The 17021-nt window shown below is 65.5% G+C and carries 26 protein-coding genes and 1 tRNA gene; 22 read left to right on the top strand and 5 right to left on the bottom strand.

The features are described 5' to 3' along the window. Positions 1-90 precede the first annotated feature (90 nt). On the top strand, positions 91-2019 hold the full coding sequence (gene dnaG, locus ACFVIV_RS13055; protein WP_379195716.1) for a DNA primase: 1929 nt from the start codon (positions 91-93) through the stop codon (positions 2017-2019). A 119-nt stretch (positions 2020-2138) separates the two neighbouring features. On the opposite strand, the gene ACFVIV_RS13060 is transcribed toward dnaG, so the two are convergent. Then, positions 2139-2384, bottom strand: a complete 246-nt coding sequence (locus tag ACFVIV_RS13060) for a hypothetical protein (RefSeq protein WP_379196356.1) — start codon at positions 2382-2384, stop codon at positions 2139-2141. A gap of 175 nt (positions 2385-2559) precedes the next feature. Between ACFVIV_RS13060 and ACFVIV_RS13065 the strand changes: the two genes are divergently transcribed. Continuing rightward, a tRNA-Asn gene (locus ACFVIV_RS13065) sits at positions 2560-2632 on the top strand. 241 nt (positions 2633-2873) lie between these two features. Here the strand turns inward: ACFVIV_RS13065 and ACFVIV_RS13070 are convergent. Continuing rightward, on the bottom strand, positions 2874-3599 hold the full coding sequence (locus ACFVIV_RS13070; protein WP_379195718.1) for a hypothetical protein: 726 nt from the start codon (positions 3597-3599) through the stop codon (positions 2874-2876). After that, positions 3596-3991 carry a hypothetical protein gene (locus ACFVIV_RS13075; RefSeq protein WP_379195720.1) on the bottom strand — a complete coding sequence of 132 codons (396 nt, stop codon included), beginning with the start codon at positions 3989-3991 and terminating at the stop codon, positions 3596-3598. Before ACFVIV_RS13075 ends, ACFVIV_RS13070 begins: the two co-directional genes overlap by 4 nt. Before the next feature lie 264 nt (positions 3992-4255). Here ACFVIV_RS13075 and ACFVIV_RS13080 point away from each other — a divergent pair, with 264 nt between their 5' ends. Beyond that, the gene (locus ACFVIV_RS13080) at positions 4256-5092 is read left to right on the top strand and encodes a hypothetical protein (protein ID WP_379195722.1); all 837 of its coding nucleotides are present in this window, start codon (positions 4256-4258) and stop codon (positions 5090-5092) included. Positions 5093-5095: 3 nt separating this feature from the next. On the opposite strand, the gene ACFVIV_RS13085 is transcribed toward ACFVIV_RS13080, so the two are convergent. Next, positions 5096-5923: an alpha/beta fold hydrolase gene (locus ACFVIV_RS13085; RefSeq protein WP_379195724.1), complete on the bottom strand. Its 828-nt coding sequence runs from the start codon at positions 5921-5923 to the stop codon at positions 5096-5098. Between the two features lie 475 nt (positions 5924-6398). On the opposite strand from ACFVIV_RS13085, the gene ACFVIV_RS13090 reads away from it, so the two are divergent. Then, the gene (locus tag ACFVIV_RS13090) at positions 6399-6668 is read left to right on the top strand and encodes a hypothetical protein (protein WP_379195726.1); all 270 of its coding nucleotides are present in this window, start codon (positions 6399-6401) and stop codon (positions 6666-6668) included. 70 nt (positions 6669-6738) lie between these two features. Here ACFVIV_RS13090 and ACFVIV_RS13095 read toward each other — a convergent pair whose 3' ends face one another. Further along, complete coding sequence (locus tag ACFVIV_RS13095) at positions 6739-7254, bottom strand: helix-turn-helix domain-containing protein (RefSeq protein ID WP_379195728.1); 516 nt, start codon at positions 7252-7254, stop codon at positions 6739-6741. 208 nt (positions 7255-7462) lie between these two features. Here ACFVIV_RS13095 and ACFVIV_RS13100 point away from each other — a divergent pair, with 208 nt between their 5' ends. From ACFVIV_RS13100 to ACFVIV_RS13185, 18 genes are all read left to right on the top strand, one after another. Beyond that, positions 7463-8383 carry a YqaJ viral recombinase family protein gene (locus ACFVIV_RS13100; protein ID WP_379195729.1) on the top strand — a complete coding sequence of 307 codons (921 nt, stop codon included), beginning with the start codon at positions 7463-7465 and terminating at the stop codon, positions 8381-8383. 2 nt (positions 8384-8385) lie between these two features. Further along, entirely contained in the window at positions 8386-8661 is a 276-nt protein-coding gene (locus ACFVIV_RS13105) for a hypothetical protein (RefSeq protein ID WP_379195731.1), read from the top strand. Beyond that, the gene (locus ACFVIV_RS13110; RefSeq protein WP_379195733.1) at positions 8658-9389 is read left to right on the top strand and encodes a recombinase RecT; all 732 of its coding nucleotides are present in this window, start codon (positions 8658-8660) and stop codon (positions 9387-9389) included. The genes ACFVIV_RS13105 and ACFVIV_RS13110 overlap by 4 nt, the downstream gene beginning before the upstream one ends. After that, positions 9389-9580 carry a helix-turn-helix domain-containing protein gene (locus tag ACFVIV_RS13115; RefSeq protein ID WP_379195735.1) on the top strand — a complete coding sequence of 64 codons (192 nt, stop codon included), beginning with the start codon at positions 9389-9391 and terminating at the stop codon, positions 9578-9580. Before ACFVIV_RS13110 ends, ACFVIV_RS13115 begins: the two co-directional genes overlap by 1 nt. An 86-nt stretch (positions 9581-9666) precedes the next feature. Further along, positions 9667-10308: a hypothetical protein gene (locus tag ACFVIV_RS13120; protein WP_379195737.1), complete on the top strand. Its 642-nt coding sequence runs from the start codon at positions 9667-9669 to the stop codon at positions 10306-10308. Continuing rightward, positions 10305-10928, top strand: a complete 624-nt coding sequence (locus tag ACFVIV_RS13125) for a hypothetical protein (RefSeq protein ID WP_379195739.1) — start codon at positions 10305-10307, stop codon at positions 10926-10928. The genes ACFVIV_RS13120 and ACFVIV_RS13125 overlap by 4 nt, the downstream gene beginning before the upstream one ends. A 62-nt stretch (positions 10929-10990) precedes the next feature. Continuing rightward, complete coding sequence (locus ACFVIV_RS13130) at positions 10991-11410, top strand: hypothetical protein (RefSeq protein WP_379195741.1); 420 nt, start codon at positions 10991-10993, stop codon at positions 11408-11410. Further along, positions 11407-12909 carry a DnaB-like helicase C-terminal domain-containing protein gene (locus tag ACFVIV_RS13135; RefSeq protein ID WP_379195743.1) on the top strand — a complete coding sequence of 501 codons (1503 nt, stop codon included), beginning with the start codon at positions 11407-11409 and terminating at the stop codon, positions 12907-12909. Before ACFVIV_RS13130 ends, ACFVIV_RS13135 begins: the two co-directional genes overlap by 4 nt. Positions 12910-12914: 5 nt before the next feature. Then, the gene (locus ACFVIV_RS13140) at positions 12915-13451 is read left to right on the top strand and encodes a deoxycytidylate deaminase (protein ID WP_379195745.1); all 537 of its coding nucleotides are present in this window, start codon (positions 12915-12917) and stop codon (positions 13449-13451) included. A gap of 14 nt (positions 13452-13465) precedes the next feature. Next, positions 13466-13666 carry a hypothetical protein gene (locus tag ACFVIV_RS13145; protein WP_379195747.1) on the top strand — a complete coding sequence of 67 codons (201 nt, stop codon included), beginning with the start codon at positions 13466-13468 and terminating at the stop codon, positions 13664-13666. Then, positions 13663-13965 (top strand): hypothetical protein, encoded by a 303-nt coding sequence (locus tag ACFVIV_RS13150; protein WP_379195748.1) that lies wholly within the window; start codon positions 13663-13665, stop codon positions 13963-13965. The genes ACFVIV_RS13145 and ACFVIV_RS13150 overlap by 4 nt, the downstream gene beginning before the upstream one ends. 239 nt (positions 13966-14204) lie before the next feature. Further along, positions 14205-14948 carry a hypothetical protein gene (locus ACFVIV_RS13155; protein WP_379195750.1) on the top strand — a complete coding sequence of 248 codons (744 nt, stop codon included), beginning with the start codon at positions 14205-14207 and terminating at the stop codon, positions 14946-14948. A gap of 120 nt (positions 14949-15068) precedes the next feature. Continuing rightward, complete coding sequence (locus ACFVIV_RS13160) at positions 15069-15518, top strand: single-stranded DNA-binding protein (RefSeq protein WP_379195752.1); 450 nt, start codon at positions 15069-15071, stop codon at positions 15516-15518. A 78-nt stretch (positions 15519-15596) separates the two neighbouring features. Further along, entirely contained in the window at positions 15597-15791 is a 195-nt protein-coding gene (locus ACFVIV_RS13165) for a hypothetical protein (RefSeq protein WP_379195754.1), read from the top strand. Between the two features lie 18 nt (positions 15792-15809). Then, a complete protein-coding gene (locus ACFVIV_RS13170; protein ID WP_379195756.1) occupies positions 15810-16094 on the top strand; it encodes a WhiB family transcriptional regulator in 285 nt (94 codons plus the stop codon). Continuing rightward, positions 16091-16504 carry a RusA family crossover junction endodeoxyribonuclease gene (locus ACFVIV_RS13175; protein WP_379195757.1) on the top strand — a complete coding sequence of 138 codons (414 nt, stop codon included), beginning with the start codon at positions 16091-16093 and terminating at the stop codon, positions 16502-16504. Before ACFVIV_RS13170 ends, ACFVIV_RS13175 begins: the two co-directional genes overlap by 4 nt. Continuing rightward, positions 16501-16791 carry a hypothetical protein gene (locus tag ACFVIV_RS13180; protein ID WP_379195759.1) on the top strand — a complete coding sequence of 97 codons (291 nt, stop codon included), beginning with the start codon at positions 16501-16503 and terminating at the stop codon, positions 16789-16791. The genes ACFVIV_RS13175 and ACFVIV_RS13180 overlap by 4 nt, the downstream gene beginning before the upstream one ends. Beyond that, entirely contained in the window at positions 16778-17020 is a 243-nt protein-coding gene (locus ACFVIV_RS13185) for a hypothetical protein (RefSeq protein WP_379195761.1), read from the top strand. The genes ACFVIV_RS13180 and ACFVIV_RS13185 overlap by 14 nt, the downstream gene beginning before the upstream one ends. Position 17021: the final 1 nt, after the last annotated feature.

Genomic DNA, 17021 nt, shown 5'->3' on the forward strand with positions numbered 1-17021 from the left:
TCCTGGCATGGCGGCGAGCGGCCATTCGGTCCGGTGTCCAGCCGTGCGTCCCGGTCGAGCGAGTCGCCGGGACGCAGCTAGACTCGCTGCGTGGCCGGCCGACTTCCTGACCGCGATATCGCGGCGATTCGTGAACGTGTTCGGATCGAGGACGTCGTTGGTGAGTACGTCGCATTGAAGAGCGCGGGCCCGCAGTCCATGAAGGGACTGTGCCCGTTCCACGACGAGAAGACCCCGTCGTTCCATGTGCGCCCGCATCTCGGCGTCTACCACTGCTTCGGTTGCGGTGAGGGCGGCGATGTCTTCGCCTTCCTGCAGAAGATCGAGCACGTCGGTTTCATCGAGGCCGTCGAGCAGATGGCCGACCGGATCGGCTACAAGATCAGCTATGAGGGCGGCGGCACCTCGGTGCAGCGCGATCGCGGGACCCGGGCCCGCCTGGTCGCCGCCAATGCCGCCGCGCACGAGTTCTACATGGCGCAGTTGGGCGAGCACGAGGCCGAGGCAGCGCGGAAGTACCTGACCGACCGCAACTTCGATGCCAATGCCGCGCGCCAGTTCGGCTGCGGGTACGCGCCCTCCGGGTGGGACACCCTCACGAAGCATTTGCTGCGCAAGGGATTCGAGTTCAAGGAGCTGGAGGCCGCCGGCCTGTCCCGGCAGGGCCAGCGCGGCCCCATGGACCGTTTCCACCGCCGCCTGCTGTGGCCCATCCGCAATCTCGGCGGCGATATCGTCGGCTTCGGCGCGCGCCGCCTGTACGACGACGACACCATGACGGCGAAGTACATCAACACCCCGGAAACGGTGCTGTACAAGAAGTCTCAGGTGCTCTACGGCCTGGATCACGCCAAGCGCGAGATCGCCAAGGGCCATCAGGCCATCGTGGTCGAGGGCTACACCGATGTCATGGCCATGCACCTGGCGGGCGTGAAAACCGCTGTGGCGTCCTGCGGTACGGCCTTCGGTGACGAACATCTCGCGATCCTGCGCCGTCTGCTCATGGACGACAACTTCTGGCGCGGCGAGATCATCTACACCTTCGACGGCGACGCCGCCGGCCAGGCCGCGGCCCTGAAAGCCTTCTCCGGCGACCAGAAACTGGCCGGCCAGACCTATATCGCCATCGCCCCCGACGGCCTGGATCCGTGCGAGCTGCGCCAGCGCAATGGCGACGGCGCCGTCCGCGACCTGGTGGCGCGCCGAGTCGCCCTGTACGAGTTCGTGATCCGCGGCATCGTCGAGAAGTACCAGGATCCGGTCACCAAGGACATGAGCCCCGAGCAGCAGGTGCAAGCCCTGCGCGAGGCCGTCCCCGTGGTGGCGCAGATCAAGGACAACGCCCTGCGAAAGGCCTACGCCACCAAGCTGTCCGGCTGGGTCGGCTGGGACGACATCCAGCTCGTGGTCCGCCGCGTCGGCGACGAGGCCCGCAAACTTGCCCGCGGCGGCGGCAAATCCGTCCCCGATCGCGAAGTGCGCCAACCCATCGCCGAGCAGCCCGCCCCCCGCCCCACCCCGAACGACCCCGGCATGCTCCCGCAGCGCCAGGCCCTCGCCGCGGCCCTGCAATATCCGGCCTTCGCCGGCCCCATCTTCGATTCCCTGGAGCCCGAAGCCTTTACGCATCCCGCGTACGTGGCCGTCCGCGCCGCCATCGCCGAAGCCGGCGGCGCCTCCGCCGGCCTGGGCGGCGCCGAATGGGTCAATGCCGTCGCCGACAACACCGACGACCTCACCCTGCGCGCCCTCGTCTCCGAACTGGCCGCCGAACCCCTGCCGGTGAAAACCGCCGACGCCATCCCCCGCTTCATCACCGGCGTCCTGGCGCGCACCCAAGAGGCCTGGGTAGGCCGCCAGATCGCCGAACTGAAGTCCAAACTCCAGCGCATCTCCTCCACCGAACAGCCCGAGGCCTACATGGCCTTGTTCGGCGACCTGGTCGCCCTGGAGCAATACCGCAAGAGCCTGCTCGTGCAAGCCATGGGCAACTCCGACGACTTCAGCGTCCGCAGCTAGCGCGTCGTTGCCCCTGTCAGTGCGTGTTCCACAATCAGGGGCCGCGCGTATCCAGCGACCCGGGGGTGCGCGTTCAGTGAACAGGGGTCGCGCGCGAAGCGCCGCGCCCCCTCCCTCAACTACCGCCGCAATTGATCGTGCGGCACCAGCACGGTGGTCCGCTCATCCAGCGGCACCATCGGCTCCAGCTTCGGCTGCGTGCTCAACTTGTCCGCGAGCTTCTGCCGCGACACCTGCACCAGCTTCCGGGTGACCGGACTCTCACTGATAGCTCGCGTGGTCTTACTAATCTGCTCATACCGAGCCCGCCCGGCCTTCGCGCCCAGCACATACCCGGCCGCGATACCGATGACCAACCGCAGCATCTCCGAGAACTCCTCCCAGTAGCCCATCCGCCGCCTACATCCTGCCCGACACCCCACCCCCCTGTCGATCCGCCCCACCGACCACATCCCCCCAGCTAGAGCCACGATTTGGGAAGTGAACAACCCATACGCTAAAGTTTCTTCCCGTCAGCCCGAGCGGCCGACAGGGAAACAATCCCCTATAGCTCAATTGGCAGAGCAGCCGACTGTTAATCGGCAGGTTTCTGGTTCGAGTCCAGATGGGGGAGCATAGAAAAACGCCTATGACCAGCGGTCATAGGCGTTTTCCATAATCAAGTACAACTTGAGGTGCCGACAGGGGTGCCGACAAAGCTCCGACGAAAGATTTTGCAGCATCTGATTTTTCGTCTGTCGCCCCTCTGATCTGCTGTTTTCAGGACGTTTTTCGCGCCTGACCTGCAAAGATCCCGATGAAGTGAATTGGGACACAAACCGACTGGTACGCATGGCTTTTCGAGCCCGGCGACCTCAGTGCTGCGCTGGTTCGTGGTCCTCGAGATCTGGCTTCAGCGGTGCTTCGTCCCGCCACGGCAGGTACGCCCCGGCGGCCCCGGCGATGGCGAAGAGGATGGCCGCGTACGAGACCGACTCCCACGGCAGGTGTTGGGCGAAGGTGGTCAGCCAGCCCTCCGTGGTCACGTTGTCGCCAGCGCGGCGCGCGGCACCGACGGCCCATAGGAGCGAGGCTGCCGCCAGTATGAGAAGGGTCGACCGGGCGGCTCTCGGCAATTCCGGGTCTGCCGCTGCGGCAAGGCTGGCGACGAACAGCAGTAGGCCCGATGTTCCGGCGATGCACGCGGTCACAATCAGCATGAACTGGGCCTGCGACGCTCCGTGGTAGTGAATGACCAGGCAGCCGTAGGTGGCGATGAACCCGCCTGCCATCGCCGCGGCTGCGTGGGTCAGCCAGAGCAGTCTGGTGAAGGACCACGCACGGGCGGCTAGGTAGATGAGAGCGGCGGACACGATCACGGCGCACGCGTAGGAGAACATGTCGAGGTAGGTCGGGCCGATGGACTGGCTCTCCCATTCGAAGCCGTTGGCCAGGGTTGTGGCCACCAGGGCGCTGAGAGCGAAAAGCGCAACGGTCATCGCGCGGGTTCCGGTGTCGCGCCATCGTCGTACGCGTAACACCGCCACTGCCAGGCAGAGCAGGGCGGTGGCGGTGTGGAAGATGTTGGCGGTCGTGATCATGACAGCAACCTCCTGGCGGGATTGCCGCGCCGTCCCCCTTTCGGGGGCGAAGGCGCTGCCTCGATGGTGTTGTCGAGCAGGCGACGCGAAAGTTCTTCTACCAGTTGCGCATTCGTCGCCGAGCGCAACGCGTCATTGACAGTGGGTCGATCTCCGACAATAGGCAGTCGGAACGCCTCGGCCGGCGCGAGTCCGGCGTGGATCAGCCCTTCTGCGGGGTTGATACCGAACGCCAGGCAGAAGTCGATCACCGTTTGGGCGACAGCCGGTTTGCTGCTGTCGAACAGGTGCCGGTCGATTCTGCTGGGGTTCACGTTCATGTGCTGTGAGATTGCGAGAGCGCTCATGCCTCCTGAGATTTGCTTCAGCCATTCCTGAAATCCGCCAGCCATGGCGAGATCGTACCCGCAGGTAGGCCATGGGTCGTAGGACGTTTAACAGGACTTATTCAGGTTGTTGTTTCCGTCACCGCTCCGCAGATCTGCGGTAGATGATTTGCATATGTGAGGTAACGAATGGTTTGCTTGCTCCGTAGGAGCAGGTGGTTATAACCAGTGCGGACTGTAGCTTCGCGCACACGGCCTGGCCACTGGCGTGTTCGAACGTATATTCGAACATGATCGTGATTGCCTGCTCCGCACCAGAAAGGACGTCCCATGACTGATGCCGCTGACGCGGGCGAGCCCTCCAGAACCAAGAAGCTGCCGCAGTACTCCGCAGGCAGCTATATGCGCGAGCTTCGAGAGCGCCGCAATCTCCCGCGCGCGCAGGTGGCCCTCTGGGTCCGGCAACAGCCGAACTCGCTGGGGGCGATCGAGAACGGGTGGAGCAGGGCAACCCAGCAAACGATCGACCTGTTCGTTCAGGCGATGTCGCTGCCCGCGGCCGAAGAGCGATACTTGCGCAAGCTCGCCGCGACCGACATCCCCAAGAAGTCCAAGGCCAGAGCCACGGCCAAGGCCGCGTCGCACGACTACACCAACGTCATCAGCGCGGATATGCAGGCCGCACTCGACGGGCTGGCGCCGCACGCCGCAGCATGGGTGGATCCCATGTGGCGCGTGCTGGCTTCCAATGCCGCCTACCGGCGTGCTTATCCAGGGCTTGAAGACGCTGGCAATGTCCTGACCTGGTTCTTCTATCATCCTGACTCGCGAACGACGATGCTGGATTGGGAGGGGGAGGCCGCGCTCACTGTGGCCTGGTTCCGCACGCTCATCAGCGAGCACGGCAACCCGGAATGGGCGCGCGACCTGCTCAACGACCTCAGTGATTCCGAGGACTTCGCGCGCATGTGGAAGAGCGGGAGTGTCACATTCAACAGAAAGTCCCCATACATGCACCTGTGGGACTCGCGCTTCGGCCAGCCCTACTCGCTGCTCGTGCAGATCACCCGAGGCCCGGGTGATCTGCCGCCGATGCAGCACTTCCTCGGCATCCGGATGCCTTACGTGGGCGGCGACGAGCTACTCAAGCGCGTCGGCCGCTTCTGAGGTTCAGGCTGCGGCGCGACGACGCGCCGTAGCCGTGCCGAACAGGAACAGGAACTCCGATAGTGCGGCGTTGGTGGGCTTGGGGTGAGTCCAGTTCGCCGCGTGGCCGGCATCTGCGACTGTCGTCACCAGGCCACGCGCGCCGACCAGCCGCGACGCCATGTCGGCGGACTTCTGGGCGGTGCTGGTCGGATCGTGGTCGCCACGCAGAACCAAAGCGGGGCAGGTGATTTCGTCGAGGCGGTCGAGGATCGAGTCGCGGTTGATGAGGTTGTCACCGGCCTCGCGGATCCGCAGGCGGTCCGAGTTCAGCCATTTGTTGATCCAAGGGATCTGGTCAGCCTCGGTGCCGCCGATGAGGCGCGGTGCCAGCTGGAGCGCCATCGGCATGAGCGGAACCTCCGGATCGCACCATCCGCTGAACAGGGAGGCGTAGTCGCCCTTCTCCTCCGGCGTGGAGGCGTCGGCGGCGGTATCGAGCAGGATGAGCGACTGGACGCGCTCAGGGGCGGCCAGGGCTACCCGCAGGGCGACGTACCCGCCCTGGGACATGCCGGCGATCACGGCAGTGTCAACGCCAGCGTGGTCCATGACTGCGAGGCAGTCGCTGGCCAAGTCCCAATAGGTGAACGCCTGCCCGGCTGGCGCTTCGGTCTGGCCATGGCCGCGTGCGTCCCACCGGATGATCCGGTAATGCCCCTCGTTGACCAACGGCAGCTGGGGGTCGAACTGGCTGCCATCCATGAAGAACCCGTGTGCGAACACCACGGGGGTGCCGTCGCCACCGGTGTCGGTGTAGTGGATCTGGACGTCGGCGTTGCTAGCGAACATGGTTGAACTTCTTCCGTGATCTCGATTGTGCGTATGCGCCCATTAGGGCGGCGAATTAATGTCCCTCGGAAACTCGCACGATTTGTGAGAGCGAGTCGCACCAATAGTGCGACTTTCATTCCGGGTGTTTGCATCCACCATGGAACGCGATGTGTACCCGTGTCGTCCAATTCCCTGTCAATTCAGTTTCGAATTACTTCCCCGGTCGGGCGATGTGCCCAATCGACCCGTGCGTACTGCACGGATCGCCAGGTCAGGGTGGTACAACCTGGGACAGTGTCCTAGCTCACCGAAACGTCGAGAGCTCCCGTCCGATCGCGCGGGGAGGTGCATCGCTGAGGATGGTTTGCAATGGTCAGTAATTCAGAAGTGAATTACGGCGGCACTTGGCTTAATTGCCTTCGATCGTGTTCCATTACCTCACCGCGCTGTCGGGGGCGCGAGGGAGAACCGTTGCGAGAGAGGAATAGCTCTAATGTCGAGCAGTGACCGGGGTGCCATCGGTGCGAGCGAAAGCGTGTTTCTGACCCAGTGTCAGCGCGTGGTGCACGTGGCGCCGTTCGTGCTCGAGGGCTCGCCGTTCGTGGTGTTCACCTTCTCCGACGGGACCTCCGACGACATCACCGCGGAACAGGCTATCGAGATCGGCCGGATCGGCGCACTGAGTCGGCGCATAGCCGAGCAGGAAGCGGCCGAGGAAGAGTTAGCTCATAGCGGCCAGCCCGGTGGGGGCGCGGCTGCCTGACTGGCCCCGAGAAGCACTGTGGGCTCGATCCCTTGGACAGGATCGAGCCCACGAATGATTCAGATCGTGACTACTTCGCCGCGCCGACCAGGCGAGCTTCAGCCTCGATGACTCGACGGCGCTGCGCGACGAGCCGCTTTGTGAGGACCTCCAACGCGGCCCAATCTGCTGACTCCAGGATGTCCATCCCGGCTACTTGCAGCGACTTCGGCTTGGTGGGGAGTGCGCCGATGCCGCCAACTCGCTTGTAGACGGTCTCGGGCTCGATTCCCAGCGCCGCGGCCAACTTGGTGATGGTGTCAGAGCCGGGCGTGCTCGTGTTGTTCTTGCCGGTGACGATGCGGTGCACCGTGCTGGGGCCAAGGCCAGCCGCCTCGGCCAGCTGCTTGATGCTGGCCTCGCCGGTGCGCGGGCTCACGAGGCCGGCGGCCTTCATTTCCGACGCCCACGGCTCGGGGGCGAGTTCTCCGCGTGCCATGCCTTCCGGCCTCCTTTCGTGGCGTACACGTCGGATCCACTGTAACGCACCAAAGTTCATGGGATTTGGTTTATGGAACGCCTTCATATCCCAGCTTTCATCCAGCATCCAGATTCTGCATTGGACATATCCGTTCCAAGCGTTCTATGGTACGTAGGACGCATGAGGGAAAACTACTGGTACTAGCCGGTCTCGCCCTAATCTCCTCGTCCCTCATGCGTTCCAAACTCCAAAACCAGGTGCGCATCAGTGCACGTGATGACATGACATCAGAATTGCTGGCGAAATCAGAGTGACATCCCATACACCCCCTCCAGTGAACGGATGCGCGGTCCCCATGGGCCGCTTCCGCTCCGGATCCCCCGAATGGCACGCCGCCCGCGCCGCCGGCCTCGGCGGCAGCGAAATCGCAGCGGTCCTGGGCCTGAGCCCGTGGGAGTCCTACTGGAGCCTGTGGCATCGCAAGCAAAACCTGCTCCCGCCCGTGCGCGAGAACGAGCTGATGGTCATGGGCTCGCTCTTCGAGCCTGTCATCTACGAGCACTACCGCGACAACCTGCTCCCGCCCGGCCACACCATGACGACCGGGGAAACCTTCCGGCACAGCGCCTACCCATGGATGATCGCCAACCCCGACGGCCTGATCTGGGACGCCGAGGGCAACCTCGTCGACGGCCTCGAGATCAAGTGCGCCTACCGCGACGACAAATGGGGCACCGAAGGCACTGACGAGATCCCCATCTACTACAAGACCCAGGTCTGCTGGTACTGCATCGTGATGGGCCTGCGCGGGATGAACATCCGCGTGGTCTTCGGCGTCGGCGACTGGCGCACCTACCGCTACGAGCCCTCCGAACAGGACATCCTCACCGTCGCCACCGCCGGCCAAGAGTTCATGACCCGGCTTGAGGCCGGCATCCTGCCCAACCTCGACACCCACCTCGCCACCTACGACGCCCTCAAGACCCTGCACCCGGAGATCGACGGATCCACCGTGCAGGTCACCGCGGACCTGGCCGATCGCTGGTGGGCCGCGCAGGACGCTCTCGCCGCCGCCGAGGACGCGCTGCAAGGGGTCCGCAACGAGCTGACCCACACCATGGGCGACGCCTGGCGCGCCCAGTGCGGCGAACAAACCCTGGCCTGGCGGCAAGCACGCGGCGGCGGCACCCCGTTCGTGAAATCCGCCCCCAATCCCCGCTTCGCGGACATCCGAAACGCCCTGAAGAAAGGCTGATAGTGGAACTGCTCGACACCCTCCCACCCAGAACCGCCGTCGGTGGCCGCCCGCCGGCGCACGCCGACAAGGCAGAACTGTTGCGCGCCAACCCTTTGCGCTGGGCCGTGATCATGACCTGCCACAGCGCGACCGTGGCCGCCTCGCAGGCCAACAACATTCGCCAAGGCAAGCTGCGCGCGTTCGCCCCCAAGGGCTCCTTCGAGGCCGCCGCCCGCGACTGCGAGGTCTACGCCCGCTACATTCCCGAAACCCAGGTCGGAGCTGATGCTGCGTGAGTTCCATTGCTGCTGCGGCTGAGTCCGCCGAGGTCACTCCGGCCTCGATCATCACCAAGTACCGCGATGACATCGCGGCCGTGCTGCCGCCGTCGATGCGCGCCCGCCTGGATCGCTGGATCCGCCTGGCCATCGGCGCGGTCAACTCCAACCCGGAACTGATCAGCCGAGTCCGCGCGGACCAGGGCGCATCCATGATGCAGGCGCTGATGAAGTGCGCGGCCCTGGGCCACGAACCCGGACAGGGGCTGTTCCATCTGGTTCCCAAGGGCCAGCGCATCGAGGGCTGGGAAGACTACAAGGGCATCCTCCAGCGGATCCGCCGCTCGGGCATCTACGCCCGTACCGTCGTCGAAGCCGTCTACGCCAACGACGAGTTCTCCTACGACGTCAACCACGACGAGCGCCCGAACCACAAGCCCGCCAAGGGCGACCGCGGCGAACCGGTGCACGCCTACGCCTACGCGGTCTATCCCGACGGCTCGATCACCGAAGTGGCGCTGGCGACCGCGCAGATGATCGCCGAGTCCAAGAGCAAGGCACGCGGTGCGGACAATGCGAACTCGCCATGGCGAAACGCCAACGCGCCCATGCACAAGAAGGTCGCCATCCGCGCGCTCGAGAAGTACGTCTCCACCTCGGCCGAGGACCGGCGTCTGCCCACCTTCCAAACAGCTGTCGTCACCGACATCGTCGACGGCACCGCCGACTACTACCAGGAGCCGTGATGGCCAAGACCGCCTACAACGTCGAAGAGGCCGCCGCCGAGTTCGGCCTCAAGCCGCGGCGAATCTACGACGCCATGAAAGCCTTCGAGCTTGCCTACCTCGAGGTGGGCCGCAACAAGATCATCCGGCACACGGAAATGGAGCGGTGGCTGGACTCCCACCAGCCCGGCAAGCCCAAGTCCGCAGCCTGACAACCCTTCTCGCCCCGTCAGGGGATCGGCAGCCCAAGTCCCGAGGGCCGCCGATCCTCTGGTTCGCCACGCCCTGAAACGGACCCATGAACACCGATCTCATCCCCGCCGGAGCCGCTCGCGACCACATCAAGGCTCTGATCGAAGGTGGCAGCAACCAATCCCGCATCGCCCGGTGCGCCGAGGTCTCGCGCATCACGGTCGTACACATCCTTCACGGCTACGTCGTCAACGTCACCCGCGACACCCACGAAGCCATCATGCGGGTACGCGCCGAAGACGAAGGCCGCGGCATCCCCGCTGGCCACGTCGACGCCGTCGGCAGCCGCCGTCGCGCCCGCGCACTGATCGCCGACGGGCACACCAGCACCCGGATCGCCATGCGCGCACAGGTATCGCTGCGCACCCTGTGGGCGGTTCTGGACGCCGAACTTGCCTACGTCCCAACCGATATCGCGCACCGACTCGAACGCGCCTTCGCGGTCATGCAGATGACCCCCGGTAAGAGCACTGCCGCCCGCAGCTACGCCGCCGCACGCCGCTGGAACCTGTCGTGGGAATGGGACGAGGAAGACATCGACGTACGTACCACTCGGCCCTTCCCCTCCAGCCTGACTCGTCGCCAGGAGATCGCCGACGCCATCAAGGCCGAAAACCTGCACGGCACCCGCTTCCGCCCGGTCGTCATCGCCCCCGCGCGCCGCGCCCGCGTTCGGAGCGCCGCGTGAACCTAACCATTCCCGACGACTTCCCCGACGGCCCCCGCTTCGCCAATCTCACAGTCGGCGAACAGTATTCACTGCTGCGCGGCTGGATGTACTGCGCGCGCTTCGACACCACCGTGGTGCCCTCGATCGTCTGGTTCGGCTTCACCGCCGGCGCCACGCACGCTGGCCTCGAAGCCGCCGGCCTGATCGAAATCAGTGCGGCTCCACCAGGAGTGATCTGCCCGGGTGGTGGCCGCGCCCGCCGCGCACCGGCTCGCACGAAAGCCGTGGTCACCGCCGACACCCGATTCGATGAGTGGTGGGCGGCATGGCCGCGCAAACAGGCCAAGCGCGACGCACAGAAGGCATTCGCCGCGGCGTTGAAGGTGATCGGGTTCGACGAACTCATGGCCGCCACCCGGGCCTTCGCCAGCGATCCCAACCGCGAAGACCGCTACACCCCGTACCCGGCGACCTGGCTCAACGGCGAACGGTGGACCGACGCGCCGCTGCCACCTGACCCGTCGCGCGCTCGGTTCGACGCCGGCACCCGGATCTCGGCGACCGTCGAGCTGGGCCGCCAGCTCGCCGCCGATATCGCCCGCACCACCGCCATCCCAGAAATGCGAGCCCTCCCGTGAATCCCCGCCACATCGAAGCTGCCACCACCGCGTACGCGGCTGCGGAAGCGCTCGATCCGCAGATGCCGCCCGCCGACGCGGTCCGGCTGCGTGCGTGGGCCGACCTGTTCGCTGACGACGACATCGGCCCCACCGAGGCCCTGGCCGCGGTGAAGGGCTACTACCGACAGCCCCAACGCTTCCCGATCAAACCCGGCGACATCATCGACCGCGTATCCAAGATGCCCGTCACCAGCAGCCCCGAACGTATCGCCGCGTTCATCGACCGCTGGTCCGAGCACCCGTACTCCGATGCGATCCAGCGCCTGACCGGCATGCACTGGAACCCGCCGTTCCCGCCGCCGCCCGCGATCGACCGCCATGACCCGATCGCGCTGCGCGAGTACCACCGCGCGGAGTTCCGGGTGTGGATCCGCAAGAACCGCGCCGAGCTGGAACGTCGCGCCCTCGCGCATGGCGAGCAGCTGGAGCTGAGTGCATGATCGCCTACGAACGCGTCCTGGACGCCTTCCGAGATCAGGGCCTGGTCGTCATCGAACGCGGCGGCAACACCGCCAACGCCCAAGCCCCGGGTCATTCCCCGGCGGACCGCTCAGTGTCCATTCGCGGCATTGAGGGCCAGGTCCTGATCAACTGCCACAGCGACGACACCGACACTGTGCTCGACCAACTGGGCCTGACGCTGTCGGACCTGTTCGACAACCCCAAGGGCTCGGAGTACCGCTACGACGACGGCCGCGTGGTGCACCGCTCGCCCGCCAAACGGTTCATCCAGTCGGGCAACACCCAGGGCAGCAGCCTGTTCCGCGCTAGCCGTCTCGCCGATGCGACTGTGGTGTATCTGGTCGAAGGCGAAAAGGACGTGCTCGCTGTCGAATCCCTCGGTGGCGTAGCGACCTGCAATGCCGGTGGTGCGGGCAAACTGCACCTGTTCGACCTCACCCCGCTGCACGGCAAGACCGTGATCGTGGTGCGCGACATGGACGAGGTGGGCGAAAAGCACGTCCGCCAGGCCATGGAGCTGCTCGACGGCTACGCCACGGTGAAGCTGGTGTGCCCGGCCGCCGGGAAGGACGCCGCCGACCACATCCTGGCCGGCCACGGCCTCGACGACTTCGTGCCCGTCTCTGCGCCAATGCCCGAAGGTGTCACCAAACTGTCTGATGCCGCAGCGGATTGGTGGGACTGGCAGCAGGCCCCGCCCGAGCAGGTGCGGATCTTCCCGTCCCCGTGGCCGGCCATGAACGACAACATCGCTGGCGGATTCCATCCGAAGCGCTGCTACGTTATCGCCGGCCGCCCTGGTGGCGGCAAGACGATCGGTCTGCTCAACATCGGCCAGTACCTGGGCGAGAGCGGGTTTCCGTCGCTGTTCTTCTCCATGGAAATGCCCATGCTGGAGATGGTTTCGCGCGTCATGTCCGCTGGAGCGGAAGCGAACTACGGGCGCATCACCCGCCGCCAGCTCGATCAGTGGGATCTGCGCAAGCTCGAGCTGTACCGCGACGGCGGCCGGGTCGAAGAGACCCAGCTCTACCTGATGGACCGCTCCACGCTGACCATCGAGGACATGCGCGCCATCGCGCGACAGATGAAGCAATCGGTCGGCCTGGACGCCGTGCTCATCGACTACATCGGCCTGGTCACCGCCTCCAAAGGCAAACGCGAACGCCGAGAAGCGCTGGGCCACGTCATGAAAGAGGCCGTGAAGATGGCCAAGGAACTCGACATCGCCGTGTTCATCGCCTCCCAGCTCAACCGCGGCCCCGAACAATCCTCCCGCCCGCCGGTGCTGTCGGACCTGCGCGAGACCGGCGACATCGAACAGGACTGCGACGCAGCGTTTCTGCTGCACCACCCGCTGATGGACGGCCAACCCACCGGCGAAATCGAAATCATCATCGCCAAAAACCGCACCGGCCCAACAGGAGTCATCGTCACGCTTCCGTGGCGACCGAACTACGCCAAGATCGGAGTCTGAGCAGCTTGCTCATCGAAAAGAAGCCCACCGCCCTGCGCCATCGCGTCAACGCGGCACTCGAGATCACCACCCTGGGCATACAGCAGATGCTCGGCCTCACCGACCCCATCGTGGTCGACCTGGAAGCGATCCTGGAAACGTTCGACTGGGGCGCACCCGAACCGTTCGACGGCCGCCCGGACTGGGACACCTACTTCCTCGAAATCGCCCGCACCGTCGCCATCCGATCCACCTGCGTACGAGCCAAAGTCGGCGCGGTCGTTGCCACCGACAACCGGCTACGCGGGGCCGGCTACAACGAAAGCCCACCCGGCAAACCCGGCTGCGAATCCTGCCCGCGCCGCGAATCCGGCTGCGCCCCAGGCAGCTCCTACGACACCGGCCCCGGCACATGCCACGCGGTGCACGCCGAAGCCAACGCCCTGCTCGACGCCAACCGCTTCGACCTCATCGGCGCCACCCTCTACATCACCCGCGAACCGTGCCCCGGCTGCCTGAAGCTCATCGAAGCCGCCGGCATCGCCCGCATCGTCCACCCCTGACCGAAAGACCTACCGTGACAACGAAACCCAGAGTCGACGTCGTCGGCAACGAACACGCCATCATCGTCTCCACCGAGGGCTGGACCCACGTCCTGGAAGCCCGGGACTGGGAGATCCGTGCCATTCCACCGAAGTCCGTCGACGGACCCTACGAAATCGAAATGGTCTTTCGTGGACCGAGCTTCAGCAGCCACAGCCGAGGTCCCATCGCATGAGCGAAGTACGTGAACTTCCCCTGAGCTACGTCCTCAACGATGTAGCCACCGGCGACGGGCATTCCTGGCAGCAGGAATTCCGGTGGCTGTGGACCCACGACACCGGCAAGATGCTGACCCTCGTGCAGAGCATCGCCGAGAACGGCATCTACAAGGCCATCGAGATCGGCAAGCCCGCCGGTGGCGACCCCGAGGGCCGCCCGCGCATGTGGGGTGGGCACCACCGGGTGGCCGCAGCTGTCGCGTTGCAACTGCCCACCATTCCGGTGCGCTTCTACCTGGAAGCCGCCGCCGCGTGAGCCGCGGACAGAAGCCGCGGTGGCCGGAGTTCTACCCGCGCATGAAATACCGGGCACGCAAACGCGACCGGCGGCGTGTGCGGATCCGGTTCTGGAACGAGCACTTCGAACCGCTGTGGCCGCAGCCGGCGCTGAGCCCAGCCGTGGTGCTCACCATCTTGACCTACGCCGAGCAACGCTCCCGCTGGAGCGGAACGGCAAACCAATCGGATTACGAACTGAGATAAGGAGATTCAGCAGTGATTGATGTGCTGATCATGGGCGGCACCTGGAACCCGGCGGGTGACCCGGTCACCGAGGCGTTCGCCCAGCGCCTGGACCCGGAACTGTTCAACTACCGGTACGTGCCGTACCCGGCGACCTACGGCGGCCGGGGAATGTCGTACGCCTACAGCGTCGGGGAAGGCCGACGGGCGCTGTTGGATGCGATCTACAGAGCCCCGAATCCCGTCCTGCTGGCTGGATATTCGCAAGGCGCCGGCATCGCAGGAGACGTCGCGGCATCCATCAAGCGCGAGCCATTCAGCGACCTTGAGGTGATCGGCGCTGCGCTGATCGCTGATCCGCTGCGCCCCTCGGGCTGGGGAACGGTGGGGATCAACGGCTGCGGCATCGCTGGGCAGCGGCCGATCTCGACTATGCCGGTGTGGTGGGCTGTGGCTGACCGTGATCCGATCACCGCGCTGCCGGAAGGGTCGCCGCTGCGGTCGGTGGCCGACTTCACCGCCTACTGGAGCATGAACAGCGTCGAGAGCTTCGCGCAATGGGGCCAGTCGATCGTCGACACCGCGGTTCGTCAGCGCTATCAGCAGTGGTGGTCGCCGGGGAACTGGCGCGAGGCCGCCGAGGTCATCGGCCAAGCCAACGCGTACTTGTTCGAAGGTCGGCACACCGCCGCCTACATTGCCGAAGGCCATTGCGAGTGGCTCGCCGATCAAGTGAACGGCTACGCCAGGATCCGAGCGTCCCAAAAATCCCGCTGAGGAACGCAATGGGATCACAAACAGCGAGGTAGGCGGCAATTCGGTTTACACCCTACATCCCATGGAATTTGGGATATGAGGTAGGGTGGCGCTGGAGTAGACCTGAAAGGAGCCGCCGCCGTGGCAGCTGGAGATACACAAATCACCGTCGTCGGGCGGCTGACGGCAGACCCCGAACTGCGGTTCACCCCCGGCGGTGCCGCGGTCGCCAACTTCACCATCGCCTCCAACCCGCGCGTGTACGACCGGAACACGAACGAGTGGAAAGACGGCGAGGCCCTGTTCATGCGCTGCAACATCTGGCGCGAAGCCGCGGAGAATGTTGCCGAGAGCCTCACGCGCGGCATGGCCGTCGTGGCGCACGGCGTCCTCAAGCAGCGCTCCTACGACACCAAAGAAGGCGACAAGCGCACCGTCGTAGAGCTGGAGGTGTCGTCGGTCGGCCCGGACCTGGCCAAGGGGCAGCGCGCGAAGGTCACCAAGACCCAGCCCGGCGCAGGCACCGGCGGCAAGTCCGACGCGTGGGGCGGCCAGTCCGGCAGCAACAGCGATGCCGCACCGCCCTTCTGATCCATCCCCGCCGGTAACTCGCCGTCAACATCACCGCCCGAGTCCTAACCTCGGGACCTCGGAATTGAAAGTGCGCTCATGACCCCGGACTCCAATACGGCGAGGCGCAACTGCGGCGAGCACACCACCCCACGTCCCAGGGGTGGAAAAGGCTGCTGGCGAGACGATTTGGCGCTGGTTCTCGATCAGGCAATCGCCGTCGACGAACACACCCAGGCCGCCATCGTTCGCCTGCGCCACGCCCTCGACACCGGAGCCCTCGACCTCCGATAAAAGCGAGCACAACTGCATATGGCTTCACACGACCGGGACTGGATGGTCCGCGCACAGTGCCGCGACACCACCGACTACGGCCTCTACGACTCCGACAACCGCGGAGGCGGCCAAGCCGAGCAAGCTCAGCGCGCCTGCGGTGGATGCCCCGTCCGTCCCGAATGCGCGAGCTACGCACTCAAATTCGCCGACAGCATCGGCGGCCTGGTGTGGGCCGGTGTTCCCGTTCCGGAATCACCGACCACCATCTACTACCACCGCGCCCTTGACCGGCTACGCATCATCGCCGAGGGCGCGCGATGACAGTCCCGATCGAACTAGTCACTGCGGCAGCGGCATTCGACGATCCGCTCTATGTGATCACCATCCCCGGCGAGCCCGTGCCCAAGAAACGGCCCCGATTCAGTGGCCGGCGCGCCTACACGACCCGTGAGGATCACGACGCCGAGGCCCGCACCGGATGGCATCTGGCCCAAGTGATTCCCGAGCCGCTGCGGGGGAACCTCGCGGTCGCCTGCGTCTACTACCGCAGCACGCGCCGGGTTGTCGACAAGGACAACCTGGCCAAGCACGTCATGGACGCGGGCAACGGCATCGCCTGGCATGACGACTCCCAGTGCACCGCGGAGTTCGGCGTGATCGAACTCGACCGCGCCAACCCGCGCACGGTCATCATCATCGCCCGCCATCAATCCAGTCTGGTTCGAAAATGATCCTCACTCTCACCCGCACCGTGTACCGGATCCTCGGCATCCCCGTCGCCTCGGTCACCCGCCAGGAATGCACCGCCGAATCCGAGGCCGGCGACGAAAACGCCGACACCGACGGCGATTCCACGCCGGTGCCGGAACCGCAGCTCACCCAGCATGGCTACGCCTACTCGTGCAGCGAATGCGGCGAGCTGCTGCTGGAGGGCCTGGCCGAACCGCTCATCGGCGCGGACTACATCGAACTTGCCCTGCACCACGACTGCCAGGAGACCGACCATGTCGAATCGTGAAACCCGCACCCCGGAAGAGGAACTCGGCGACGCCATCCGCCGCTGGGTCGCAGCCACCTCCGGCGGCGCACTCGCCACGGACTTCATCCTGTTCTCGGCCGCGCACGACCCCGCCCGGGTCGGCACCAGCTACTACCTGATCACGTCCGAAGGCATGCCGTACCACACCGCAATCGGCCTCACGCAGCACCTGGGCGAGATCGTCGAAGACAGCTTCCGCGAAGAGTGAC

Origin of the sequence: Nocardia sp. NPDC127526 (genome assembly GCF_042672265.1) — a bacterium.
Classification (GTDB): Bacteria; Actinomycetota; Actinomycetes; order Mycobacteriales; family Mycobacteriaceae; genus Nocardia.

Bases quoted from the DNA above. Each gene is read 5' to 3' on its own strand.
- ACFVIV_RS13060 (WP_379196356.1), bottom strand. From the start codon at position 2,384: ATGCTGCGGTTGGTCATCGGTATCGCGGCCGGGTATGTGCTGGGCGCG.
- ACFVIV_RS13070 (WP_379195718.1), bottom strand. From the start codon at position 3,599: ATGATCACGACCGCCAACATCTTCCACACCGCCACCGCCCTGCTCTGC.
- ACFVIV_RS13075 (WP_379195720.1), bottom strand. From the start codon at position 3,991: ATGGCTGGCGGATTTCAGGAATGGCTGAAGCAAATCTCAGGAGGCATG.
- ACFVIV_RS13080 (WP_379195722.1), top strand. From the start codon at position 4,256: ATGACTGATGCCGCTGACGCGGGCGAGCCCTCCAGAACCAAGAAGCTG.
- ACFVIV_RS13085 (WP_379195724.1), bottom strand. From the start codon at position 5,923: ATGTTCGCTAGCAACGCCGACGTCCAGATCCACTACACCGACACCGGT.
- ACFVIV_RS13090 (WP_379195726.1), top strand. From the start codon at position 6,399: ATGTCGAGCAGTGACCGGGGTGCCATCGGTGCGAGCGAAAGCGTGTTT.
- ACFVIV_RS13095 (WP_379195728.1), bottom strand. From the start codon at position 7,254: ATGCTGGATGAAAGCTGGGATATGAAGGCGTTCCATAAACCAAATCCC.
- ACFVIV_RS13115 (WP_379195735.1), top strand. From the start codon at position 9,389: ATGGCCAAGACCGCCTACAACGTCGAAGAGGCCGCCGCCGAGTTCGGC.
- ACFVIV_RS13120 (WP_379195737.1), top strand. From the start codon at position 9,667: ATGAACACCGATCTCATCCCCGCCGGAGCCGCTCGCGACCACATCAAG.
- ACFVIV_RS13130 (WP_379195741.1), top strand. From the start codon at position 10,991: ATGCCGCCCGCCGACGCGGTCCGGCTGCGTGCGTGGGCCGACCTGTTC.
- ACFVIV_RS13135 (WP_379195743.1), top strand. From the start codon at position 11,407: ATGATCGCCTACGAACGCGTCCTGGACGCCTTCCGAGATCAGGGCCTG.
- ACFVIV_RS13150 (WP_379195748.1), top strand. From the start codon at position 13,663: ATGAGCGAAGTACGTGAACTTCCCCTGAGCTACGTCCTCAACGATGTA.
- ACFVIV_RS13165 (WP_379195754.1), top strand. From the start codon at position 15,597: ATGACCCCGGACTCCAATACGGCGAGGCGCAACTGCGGCGAGCACACC.
- ACFVIV_RS13170 (WP_379195756.1), top strand. From the start codon at position 15,810: ATGGCTTCACACGACCGGGACTGGATGGTCCGCGCACAGTGCCGCGAC.
- ACFVIV_RS13175 (WP_379195757.1), top strand. From the start codon at position 16,091: ATGACAGTCCCGATCGAACTAGTCACTGCGGCAGCGGCATTCGACGAT.
- ACFVIV_RS13180 (WP_379195759.1), top strand. From the start codon at position 16,501: ATGATCCTCACTCTCACCCGCACCGTGTACCGGATCCTCGGCATCCCC.
- ACFVIV_RS13185 (WP_379195761.1), top strand. From the start codon at position 16,778: ATGTCGAATCGTGAAACCCGCACCCCGGAAGAGGAACTCGGCGACGCC.